An 11418-nucleotide genomic window follows, 5' to 3' on the forward strand; every position below is an offset into this window, starting at 1 on the left:
TAAAAGCCCGACATACCTAAAGATTGAACTGCTCCCTGTCAAGTAGACAGTGGAAATAATAAAAATGCTTTAAGCGGCTTGCGTCCTGTATTCTAGAGGGCTCAAGCCGTTTAATCTTTCTTGGTAACGTTTGTTATGATAGAACGTAATATATGTATTGATTGCTTCTTCTAACGCCTCGTATGTATCATATTTGTTTAAATAATACTTTTCGACTTTCAGAGTACCCCAAAAAGCCTCGATTGGTCCGTTATCGATACAACGACCGACCCTCGACATACTGTGAATCATATTCGCTTCTTCTGTCATGCGTTTGAAGAATTTTGATGTATATTGATAACCTCGATCACTATGAATAAGCGGTTGCTCACCTTCTTTTAGCTCCTGTATTGCAGGAATCATGGTGTCAAAAACTAATTTATTGTTATTCGAATGTCCTAATACATAACTGACAATTGAATTGTCGTGTAAATCAATAATCGCGCTTAAATAAGCTTTTCTACCTTTGCCGTATTTAAATTCTGTCACATCGGTACACCATTTCTGATTCGGTTTTTCCGCAGTAAAATCACGTGCTAAAATATTTTCAGCCACATAATCCGGCTTTGATTTACGGTATCGTTTTGGCTTACGTCGAATAACCGCTTCCAGACCACAAATCTGCATCAGGCGGTAAATACGCTTCTTATTAACTTTAGCTAGGCCCATTTTTGTTCTTTGGCGATTAATTGTCATTGTAATGCGGCGGTAGCCATAAATACCATTTACTTGCGAATAAAGATGTTGAATCGATTCTACTAGCTGTTCGTTTTCTCTTTCTCGTACAGATGGCTGACGTTTCATCCATTTATAATAAGCTGCACGTGAAACCTCAGCGATTTCACACAATAAAACAATCGATAAGTTTTCATTCTCCGCCAACTCTTGAATCGCGATGTAACGGCTCTGAATACGAACTCTACTTAACGACGCCTCCTTTCGATTTCCTCTAACTTTTTTAATAATAGATTTTCTGCACGTAACCGTTCGTTTTCACGCTCCATCTGTTGAATTTTTAAACGCAATCCATCTTCTGGTGTACGCTCTTCTGTAGGTTTTGTTTTGCCACGACGATCCTCTAAAGCGTGATCGCCACTCTCTTCAAACTTTTTTACCCATTGATAAACTTGTTGGTAGGACACATCATATTGTGCTGCTGTTTCTTGATAATTCTTCCCCTTCGCTAGGCATGCCTTTGCAATTTCAATACGCTCTTCTACAGTTGTTTTTCTTCCTTTAGTCATAGTTTGGCTCATTCCTCTACCCGAATCTTTTAATTCACTATGACCAGTATAAATTTTCACCCACTTTTTGAACACTGTTAAACTACTAATCCCGTATTTAGCAAGGATATCAAGCATAGAATAGCGTTCTGATAAATAATCCTCGACGGCACTTTGTTTTAATTCTTTTGAGTACACCTTATTTTTCTTAGATCGTGTTAACGCCTCTATTCCTCCAAATTTAAAAAGAGCGCGCCATTCTTGAAGAGTTTGTCGATTGACCGAAAACATCTTACAAATTTCAAGTTGGGTATGACGTCCTTCTTCTAAATATTGAAGTGCTAAGATTTTAACATCTAGTGAAAATACCTTTTTTGGCATGAAAAAAACTCCCCATTTAGATAAACAGATTTTATTTTTTAATCTGTCTACCTAATGGGGAGCATATCAGATGAAGGAGTGTCGGGCTTTTATCAGCTTAATAGATTTGAATACGATGATTTTAAAGTTCTACTTAGTTATTTATCATCTTTAAATGTTAAAAATCCTATAAATAGCGTTAAAAAAATACTGACAGACCCTAATGCAAGACTGGAATATCCTGAAGTATTACTTAAGTCACTAAACATCAAAAAGATATTGTAACTTAAAAATAAACCCGTCAAAACAAAATAAATCATTGCTTTTAAAAAAATAGAGGGATTTATTTTAAAAGCTTTCGTAAACCAATAAATTACAAGAGCCTCGAAAAGAAAGATTACTGTTACTGTTATATTTTTTTCTATAGTACTTGCTGAATAAATATAAAACCCTTTTGTATCTGGGCTATCATTAGTGGGGGAGATAAACATTAACCCCAAATATATTCCTATAAAAGTAGCTGATGACAGTAATATTAATAGATACGAACTTACCTTCTCCATACACCCTCGAAATTTATTGTTGGAATTATTGGAACTATTTAAAATACCTTTAAAGAAAAGAATTATAAGATAGATTTCAATAATGATGAATGTACCCGCTGTCAATCCTAACATAAAATATTGATTCATTAAAAAACCTCCAAAGTCATATAAAAAGCCACTCCAATGAGTGACTCGGTAATTTACTCCATTTTATTTAGAACTTTATCCATTTGTCTTTCATTCGACCTTACTGCGTCACTATCAATTGCATCTACACCGCGGTATGTATATTTAGTATTTTGGTAGAAATCAAAAGCAAAGTCATTTATAGGGGACTTCACTTTTCCGTAGTACCGATTAATAACATTTGCTCTAAAAATATTACTTATCATGTATTCGGCGTTATTGATATCAGAAATATATTTTTTATTTTGATATTCAGTGATGATATATTTTTCAAACTCTTTAATTTCCAATTCTGTTGCTGGGTACTCTTTCGCATAGAGCATAATCGCATCATACTTGTTAGTCGTAGTACCATCAATTGAAGCAATTTCTTTCACTTTATTTTGCCAAGTCGTAACTTCATTTGCTAAGTTTTCTTGACGTGCTTTTTCTTCTTGTTTAATTTTCTCTCTAGTTTCCACTTCTTCCTTTGCCTTTTGTTCAGCAATTAATTTATCTTCTATTTCCTTTTTATATCGAGCATCTCGTTCTTCTGACGTTTCTTTTGGTTCTTCCAGTGCTGCTTTTTCTCGAGCATCGACCTTTGCAGTAGTCGCAACAATTTCATCATTTAAACCCTTTTCACCTTCTGTTTCTGATGATTCTATATTCGTAATAAACATAGCGAAAGAAGCAATCATAACAACAGCGGATATACCCAGATTTCGCAATTGTTTCTTACCTGCAACCTTGTCTTTTTTGATAAATTGAAATGCTGCCATTGCCATGAATATCACAATTGCAATTAAACTCAAACCCCATAGTATAAAAAATAATGTATCCATTGTACCCCTCCTAATAATTACATTTTAGGTAAATTAATTGGAAATGTACATAACAAAAATAATAGCCTTCCACAAAATTCGCGGAAGGCTATTTTAAATTTACAAAGTTTACTTGATAAAGTCGCCAAATACCTTAGATATATCTCGTATCTTCTATTTTTAAAAACGTGTTGTAAAAAAACTCATTCAAGGAAGTGACTGTGAAAAAGGGCGTGAAAATACCCGTTTTCACTGAAAAACATTATTTTTTTAAAAATATCTAACTAATTTAGACCTATTCCTCCTCGCAAAACAGTGAATTAATGAGGTCAATTTCGGTGCGAATCCCCCGGGAATTTCATGTGCACTTACGATTCGCACCTTATAAGAACAGGCTGAACCTCCAAACCGAACGTAGATGTATCAGCTATTTACTCTCTTCTCAAATAAAAACGAATCATGTTTTTCTGATTATACATAAAAGAATATGAATCTGCGAAAAGAAACTTCAAGTCAGAGACATACTATATATGGATGATATCGCATATAGTTTTACCAGAAGTAAAATACAAAAAATAGCACGAATAAATGATGTTCATCTAATTGAATTGTATAGTAAATCTAAATTACTGTCAGCATTATTTTCAGAATAGTCAACCAATATAAGTGCTATATTAGATGATATCATTTACTTTAAATTACCATTTATAAAGGAGGCATATTATTGGATTATGAAGTTGTAGTTGCGCATGGAAGTGAAGGTTTAATTACAAACGATGTAAATGATGTCGATGAGATTACGGTAGAAGATGGTGCATATTTCTTTTTCGATTCAGACGAGGACTTGATTTTTAGCGCGCCATTGGGAAGTGTCGTATACATTCAGCGAAATTAGAGTTGGAAATGGAGTTAAAAGAAGTAGAGAAGCGCTACTTTTCTTCCAATGTCAGCATCATTAATCTGTAAACAATAAAAGTCCCAAGATAAGCACCAGTTACTAAGAAAACGGGATTTAAAAAAAGGCTATGGATTGTCGTCATAAATACTTCTCCATCAATAATGATTTGGTAAATGGACGTTGATGCAATGCTATCAAAAATGATAATTGAAATAATCGCTACAATGTTAAAAAATGTTCTAAATGAATGGCTTTTATGTTTTAAATAAAGCATAACAATTGGTACAACGATGCTTGAGATAACTAATAAAAATTTCAAACAATCCCTCCTTTTATTTGATTCCTATTATGCCCAGAATCAACTGTAGATAAACAAAAAGCCACAGCGAATACAAGCGCTGCGGCTTTTTTTGCTTAATGGAAGGGAGCACCTAATTTACCTTTACTTTTTAATTACCGGAATATAAATGTCGCAAATCTTCCCCTCATCACTCATGCACCGATCATCGTATAATTCAAAGTCTACACAATTTGGTGCATACTCGTACCCAGACTTCGGAAACCATTCATTGAAAATATCATGCCATGTGCCTTGAATATTTTGGGCAAAGTCTGCTGCAGAGCAGGGCGATGTTGAAAAGACGGCATAAGTTGCGGGTGGCACTTCACAAACATGGTAATCATTTGAAATTTCTGCCCCTTCAATTGGTTCAACCCCAATTACATACTCAAATTCGCCCGTTTCCATATCTACTTGAAAGCATACCCCATACTCATCATGCTTTTTAATGAAGTTTTCGGCGTGAAGTTTTTCCATCTTTCCACCAGTCATATAGTCGTCCCAAAAAGCGGGGATTGCCTTTGAATTTTCACCATCAGTTGAAGTAGTCTTGATAGCAAAACCAACAAGTTTTATAGCTGGGAGTGTAACGAATTTTGGTTCCATAATAATTCCTCCAATCAAGTATTTGTTTGTAAGGGGGAGGCTAGGCGATATGTTTCTGATGAAAAGCCAAAATCCCCCTGCTATCCAATAAATTAAGTATAGCAAATAATCAGAATAGCGCTATTCCGAATGGGTTAAATTTCTCAGGATGGAAAATGCGCAGATGAGTACATGAGAAATTGGACTTTTAGCTGAAAATGGTTTAATCCTTCCCAAAAAGATAATAATGACAATAGTTCATTTGGGAAGGGGTTTAAATGATTGAATATATTTTATTTAACGATGGAACTGATAATTGCCTTCTTCTTGTTATTTATTCTTGTAAAAATATTAGGAAAGAAAATAATAAATCAAATAACGCCTTTTACGTTCATAGCTGCGATCGTACTTGGGGAGCTACTAGGCAATACACTTTATGATAAAAAGGCAGGTATATTTTATCTCATTTACTCTATGGTGTTGTGGTCTCTATTATTGTTAATTGCTGAATATTTGGGACAGAAATCGCTCAAATTACGTTTGCTGTTTGAAGGGAAGCCATCCGTGTTAATTCGAAATGGAATTGTAAATAGGGAACAATTGAAGAAAAATCGGATGAATATTAATCAACTCCAAAGTCTATTGAGACAATCAGAAACTTTTTCTATCCGCGAAGTAGCCTATTGTTATTTAGAAGCAAATGGAGCCATTAGTATCATGAAAAAATCACCTTATCAAAAAACGACCCAAGAAGATTTTCATAAATCCCCAAAACAAGTGCATATACCAGTCACAATTATTCGAGATGGTGAATTATTAAGTGATGAATTAGGTGATATTGGCAGGGAAGAGGAATGGTTGATGGTTCAACTAAAAATCCATAACGTAACAGATGTCCGTAATGTATTCATCGCGGAGTGGTTAGAAAATGATGGCATGTTTGTCCAAACATTTGATGAAGTTTAGTGAAGTGAGATGTAAACAAAAATATCCCTCTACAATAGAGGGGTATGTTTGTTTACTACTCCTAGCCTTCGGATTGCATTTTTGGGTTTTATGAAAAATTAACAAGGAGTGAATGATAAAAGGTTCATTCCTTTTTGCTCTGCTAATTTATACAAAGTGGGTCGCCCATTTTGTTTTTAAGTTGAAAAAAATGGTATGATAATGGGGATATTTATAATTTTAGTTGTTTTGTGTTTTATAGAAAATATTCAAAGAGGGTTGAGGGATCCATATGTATGAAAGGCTTTCTACAGATGAACGAGAACAACTGTTTTCAGTACTTACCCCAAAACAATGTGATTTTTTAGAGCATGAACTAAAACGTGGTAGAAAGACAGTATTTGAAAATTTCATGAGAGACGAAAAAATCACAGCTATCAAGTTAGCAGATGAAATACAGCTAGAAGAAGACGAAATGAATGTTGTAGACTGGCAGATATCTGAGTATGTTGATTTCGGTCCAGGTAACCGCCATGGACGATGTGTCTGTAAGCAACGTTTACGATGTATGTTTACAGTTGAAAATCAAATAACAGGAAAAAAATTCAATACGGGAAAGTGCATTTAAGTACATTTTTAAATATCGAAGTGAAAGATATTGATGGATTTATTAATGAATTAAATGATATTGACCATGAACTTGATGAACTATTATGGAAAGTAAAGGATGATCAGTATTATCACGAATACTATGAGAGAATCCCTGATAAAACAGTAATACCTAAGGATATAACAAAACATATTGAGGCCGTTATTAGATAAACAAATTAATCGATTAAATAAGCTATTTGAAAAACAAATAGAAGAGTTGATTGAAGAACAGAGGAAGAGTCAACGTGAAATCGAATTAGAAAAAAATCGCGAAGATAACAAAAGAATGGAAGCCTTGTTGAAAGACAAGAAAGAAATTTTAGATGAGTTGGAAGCAAAAAGAACAGCCATACTTAAATCCGAAGTCATGCGAAAACAACAGGAAGGGAATCGCAAAGAAAGTTTAGAGCGGGAAAGAATAGAGAAGAATGCCGCAATAGTTGTAGCGACGAAGGCAATACTAGACCATAGTGCGACTTTTGAGGATATAGTTTATGCACTTGTCTTGAATGGACAACATAGCGCAGTGGCGATTAGTTTTAACTTGATTGAAGAATTTGGTTTTGATAAACGCATGTCCGTGAGCATTATGAATAGACCTCGCATTTATTGTGATGTTTTAGTCGCCTTGATGAAACGTGTGGAAATAGGAAATTTAATCAGAGATGAATCATCCAGCATGAAAGATTGTATTTTTTATGTGAATCTATATCCTGGGGAAGACACTAATATTACTATTCCAGAAGAACAGCAGCAGACATTCGTGTTGTTTTAATAACTGTAACAGATAGCGCTAACTCAATATCCAATTAAAAAGTCATAATAGATGATTTCAAAAAAATAAGAGGTGTGTGCTAATTGAAATTACAAAAAGAACGTAAAAAGATTGTACATTATTGTCAACTTTTATTAAAATCAGGACTTACAAAAGGAACGGGTGGAAATATTAGTATTTATGTACCGAAAGAAAACTGTGTAGCAATTAGCCCTAGTGGAATGGCGTATGAAGCATTAACTGCACAAGATATCGTATTGATTGATTTAGACGATAATCTAATTGAAGGGAACTGTAAACCTTCAAGTGAATGGCCGATGCATACAGCTGTTTATAAGAAACGCCCTGAATTATTAGCTGTAGTTCATACGCATTCTATTTTTGCGAAAACATTAGCATGTTTAAGAGAAGATTTACCAGCAATTTCGTATTTAGTAGCTGTTGCAGGGAAAATGGTTAAATGTGCTGAATATGCGAGTTTTGGAACGCATGAACTTGCTAATAATGCATTAGTAGCTATGGAGGATTCGAAAGCTGTGCTTCTAGCAAATCATGGGCTTTTAGCAGTAGGACAAAGTATAGAAGAGGCGTTTAATATCGCAGAAGAAATTGAACTTTGTGCTGAGGTTTATGTTCGGGGGAGAGGAATTGGACAACCTGTTATTTTGGATAATGTAGAAATGGGAAATATGGTGGAAGGTTTTAAAACATATGGTATGCCTAAAGTTTAAAAAAGTAATAAAAAATGCTGAAAGTCTATCTAAATTGTTCGCATCTAAAACAAAATCCCACTGCAAGTCTAATTGATGACTTTTCAGTGGGATTGTATCCTGATATATGGTGAATAAGGCAACTATAGTTGTTTTAATTTTCAGATTATTTATAAGGTTTATAATCTACTTCTACCTTATCGCTTTCTTGGTAAGGTGATAGCATAAATGCACCTTTGAAAACTGTGTCTCCTTTATTAATTAAATAATGAACTTTCTTTGGTTCTACATGAATAAAGTCACCTTTTTTACAATGGAAGATTTCATTATCAATATGAATTTCAATTTCTCCTTCTAATACAAAAAAGTTTTCCTCCATTATATTATGGTAATGTGCATTAAAATCTTGGCCTGCTTTTAATACGACAATACCAAAATTCATTCTAGGTCCTTTTTGTAAATATTTAGGTCCACTGTCTTTGAATCTGTATTCCACTTCATTTTCATTAATCACCGTCATTTATAAACACCTCTTTTTTTATTTTCTAGTCCTGGCGCACTCCACATATGTTCTGTAAGCCCTTTATCGGCTAGTTCAAGTTGTTGCTTATAAATCTCTTCCCATTTTGCATACATACGATCGTAAATCAAATTATTTTCTGTAATAGGAGTATACTCTTTTTCATATTTAACGACTTTGGATATTGCATCATCGAAATCTTTATAAATATTAGCGCCAATTCCAGCGCATATTGCTGCCCCTAAAGCAGAGGATTCTTTCACTACCGGAACTTTTACGGGTATATTTAATACATCTGAAACGATTTGGCACCATAGTTCACTTTTCGAAGCACCACCACCAAAAATAATAAAGTCTAGCGAAGTGTTGGAAATTTCCTGAACTAAATCAATATTCCCTTTAGTAATGAATGCGGCATTTTCCATTATAGATCTGTAAAATGTGGCTTTATTGAATTTCTCGGAGTCTAACTTGAAATTTAAGAAACTTGGAGCAGCATGTTTCCAAGAAATATAGTTCATCTTATCGGAAAATGTAGAAGTCATACCGTAACTTCCGACCGGGACGCTTGCTGCTTTACTTTCCATTTGACTGTAAATACTTTCACCAGTTTCATCTTGTATATGTTTTTCTAAGTCACAAAAACTATCTCTAAACCATCTCATTACTAAACCAGGGTAAAACGCAATTGCTTCATATTGCCAAGTATTAGGTACCGCATGACAATTAACTCGTACTCTTGAATGTTCATCCATCGTTACGTTTTTTGTATTGTATTCAAATTGCCAAAAGCTACCTCCTAAAACGGCTGCATCACCCTCCTTAACTACGCCCATTCCAATACATCCGAGCTGAGCGTCACCACCCCCGGCAACAACTTTTGTTTCTGTACTTAATCCAGTTAATTCTGATATTTTTTTAGTAATCGGACCGATGATAGTCCCGCTTTCAAATACAGGTGGATAAATACCGTCTTTAAGTTCTGCTTTTTTAGCGAGAACATTATCCCAGTACCGATTTTTAATATTGAATAATCCGGTTGTACACCCGTTTGAAGGTTCAACAGAAATCACATCAGTTAAACGATAAGTAATCCAATCGTTAAGCATAGTAACATACTTAACTTTTTGGTATACATCAGGCAGATTATTTTTTACCCAGAGAATTCTTGGGATGGAACCTAGAGAAAAAGTCTGGCCTGATATTTGGTAGGCTTCTTCTTCTAAATTCGGGTGAAATTTGTAAAGACTTGCAACCTCGTTATCAGATCGTGAATCTACATTGGCACATGCCCATAATTCTTTTCCATTTTCATCGTATAGCACAATAGCTTCTCTCATACTAGTAGTGGAAATAGCAACAATATCTTTTGGATTAACCTTACTTTTCATGAGAGTTTCTTTAATTAGATTTTTGATAATTTTAAAATTCGTCTCAATGTCAAAGTCCATAGATCCTTGAAATCTAATATCCTCTTTATGAACCCATTCAGATTGAGAAACACAAATATCTTTACCATCAGTATTAAACAATATAACTCTTACACTTCCAGTTCCTGCATCAATAGCCATTAAATATTTTTGCATAATATTCCCCCGTTCTACTTTTTATTCAAGTAAACTATAAGCAATATTTTCATCAGTGATTAAGACATTTATATACCCCCCTTTTAAAGCACCGATAATGGCTTCTTTTTTCTCAAGACCACCTGCTACTGCAACTACATGATTCAACGATTTTAATAATTTGATATCCGTGCTTATTAATCGATCATGTAAACCTAAATCTAAAGTATTTCCATTAATATCGTAAAAATGATTTAATAAATCCCCAACGGCGCCTTGTGATTTGAAAATTTCTATATCTTTTATACTTAGAAGTCCTTCTTTAACCAAAGTTGCTCTGTTATTCAAAGCCCCAATTCCTATTACAGTAAGGTTAGAGTAAGGTACCATCTCTAATATACTTTTAATTGATTTCTCGTTTCTTAAATTAGTAGCAAGACCTTCAGAATTTACAATTAATGGTGAAGGGATGATGTAATGACTGTAATTAGGGTTTGTATAGTAATCGGATGACTGATCAATAGCAGTTGGCATATAAAATTTAACACCGCCAGTTAATGACACGAAAGCCACTTTATATTTAGCAGAAATACTTAAATGTCCAAGTGTTTTTGACACCGCCTCTCCATAGCCAATACTGATCATCGTATCATTAGTAACTCTATCTTCTATATATTGTGCTGCCGCAATGGTTACACTATCTATGTTATCTTCAATAGAAGAAGGAACGATGTATACGTCATCTAAATTATATTTTTCGAGTAACTTACTTTGTAAATTCGGGTCGGAAACCTGATCGATATTTATTTTAAATTGAATTATATTGTTGTTCTTCGCTATTTCTAAATACTTAATTACTTTCATTCTGGAAAGGTTAAGCGCTTCAGCAATCTCCGTTTGAGTTAATCCTTCGTTGTAATATTTCCAAGCCACTTTTATGGCCACATCTTTTTCGTAAGACATATTAATCAATCTCCTCAATAAAAAACTTTGTGTTAATAAACTGTATAAAGATTGTAACAAAGTATTTAACGTTAAACAAATGTTTTAATTTAGATTTAATGTATATAAATTAGTAATATAAAGTTACTTTCAACCATAAAGATTGATTTGAGGGTATTTTTAAGTTTTTTTTGTATTCCGCACCGGGTATAAATTGTATTTTAAACGAACAATTTATTATTGATTAATAAATTGTTATAAGTTATTATAATATTTAGAATATAGAAAGCGCTCCCAAGAAACGGTTTGAAATTCAAAATTCAATAAATTT

Annotated in this window: 13 protein-coding genes; 5 read left to right on the plus strand and 8 right to left on the minus strand. The window is 33.8% G+C overall.

Annotated features, from left to right (window positions below; all coding sequences use genetic code 11):
* Positions 1 to 69 precede the first annotated feature (69 nt).
* From MHI10_RS08565 to MHI10_RS08575, 3 genes are all read right to left on the minus strand, one after another.
* A protein-coding gene (locus MHI10_RS08565; protein ID WP_340784669.1) for an IS3 family transposase occupies positions 70 to 1643 on the minus strand; the annotation gives its coding sequence in 2 pieces (ribosomal slippage) (positions 70 to 1004 and positions 1004 to 1643; 1575 coding nt in all).
* A gap of 137 nt (positions 1644 to 1780) precedes the next feature.
* Positions 1781 to 2314 carry a hypothetical protein gene (locus MHI10_RS08570; protein WP_340784671.1) on the minus strand — a complete coding sequence of 178 codons (534 nt, stop codon included), beginning with the start codon at positions 2312 to 2314 and terminating at the stop codon, positions 1781 to 1783.
* Positions 2315 to 2367: 53 nt separating this feature from the next.
* Entirely contained in the window at positions 2368 to 3177 is an 810-nt protein-coding gene (locus tag MHI10_RS08575) for a hypothetical protein (protein ID WP_340784673.1), read from the minus strand.
* A 703-nt stretch (positions 3178 to 3880) separates the two neighbouring features.
* Between MHI10_RS08575 and MHI10_RS08580 the strand changes: the two genes are divergently transcribed.
* Positions 3881 to 4051: a hypothetical protein gene (locus MHI10_RS08580; RefSeq protein ID WP_340784674.1), complete on the plus strand. Its 171-nt coding sequence runs from the start codon at positions 3881 to 3883 to the stop codon at positions 4049 to 4051.
* A 34-nt stretch (positions 4052 to 4085) separates the two neighbouring features.
* Here the strand turns inward: MHI10_RS08580 and MHI10_RS08585 are convergent, their stop codons facing one another.
* Complete coding sequence (locus MHI10_RS08585; RefSeq protein ID WP_340784675.1) at positions 4086 to 4373, minus strand: transposase; 288 nt, start codon at positions 4371 to 4373, stop codon at positions 4086 to 4088.
* A 123-nt stretch (positions 4374 to 4496) separates the two neighbouring features.
* On the minus strand, positions 4497 to 5000 hold the full coding sequence (locus MHI10_RS08590; protein WP_340784676.1) for a GyrI-like domain-containing protein: 504 nt from the start codon (positions 4998 to 5000) through the stop codon (positions 4497 to 4499).
* Positions 5001 to 5261: 261 nt separating this feature from the next.
* Between MHI10_RS08590 and MHI10_RS08595 the strand changes: the two genes are divergently transcribed.
* From MHI10_RS08595 to MHI10_RS08610, 4 genes are all read left to right on the plus strand, one after another.
* Positions 5262 to 5945 (plus strand): DUF421 domain-containing protein, encoded by a 684-nt coding sequence (locus tag MHI10_RS08595; RefSeq protein WP_340784678.1) that lies wholly within the window; start codon positions 5262 to 5264, stop codon positions 5943 to 5945.
* Between the two features lie 271 nt (positions 5946 to 6216).
* Positions 6217 to 6552 carry a hypothetical protein gene (locus MHI10_RS08600; RefSeq protein WP_340784679.1) on the plus strand — a complete coding sequence of 112 codons (336 nt, stop codon included), beginning with the start codon at positions 6217 to 6219 and terminating at the stop codon, positions 6550 to 6552.
* Between the two features lie 174 nt (positions 6553 to 6726).
* Positions 6727 to 7350 (plus strand): hypothetical protein, encoded by a 624-nt coding sequence (locus tag MHI10_RS08605; protein WP_340784680.1) that lies wholly within the window; start codon positions 6727 to 6729, stop codon positions 7348 to 7350.
* 83 nt (positions 7351 to 7433) lie between these two features.
* On the plus strand, positions 7434 to 8081 hold the full coding sequence (locus MHI10_RS08610) for an L-fuculose-phosphate aldolase (protein WP_340784682.1): 648 nt from the start codon (positions 7434 to 7436) through the stop codon (positions 8079 to 8081).
* Positions 8082 to 8226: 145 nt separating this feature from the next.
* Here the strand turns inward: MHI10_RS08610 and MHI10_RS08615 are convergent, their stop codons facing one another.
* The 3 genes from MHI10_RS08615 to MHI10_RS08625 are packed head-to-tail and all read right to left on the minus strand — an operon-like array spanning position 8227 to position 11108.
* Positions 8227 to 8580 (minus strand): cupin domain-containing protein, encoded by a 354-nt coding sequence (locus MHI10_RS08615; protein WP_340784684.1) that lies wholly within the window; start codon positions 8578 to 8580, stop codon positions 8227 to 8229.
* A complete protein-coding gene (lsrK, locus tag MHI10_RS08620) occupies positions 8577 to 10166 on the minus strand; it encodes an autoinducer-2 kinase (protein ID WP_340784685.1) in 1590 nt (529 codons plus the stop codon). Before lsrK ends, MHI10_RS08615 begins: the two co-directional genes overlap by 4 nt.
* A 21-nt stretch (positions 10167 to 10187) precedes the next feature.
* On the minus strand, positions 10188 to 11108 hold the full coding sequence (locus tag MHI10_RS08625; RefSeq protein WP_340784686.1) for a sugar-binding transcriptional regulator: 921 nt from the start codon (positions 11106 to 11108) through the stop codon (positions 10188 to 10190).
* Positions 11109 to 11418: the final 310 nt, after the last annotated feature.

It is taken from the genome of Solibacillus sp. FSL K6-1523, from assembly GCF_038005225.1.
Taxonomy (GTDB): Bacteria; Bacillota; Bacilli; order Bacillales_A; family Planococcaceae; genus Solibacillus.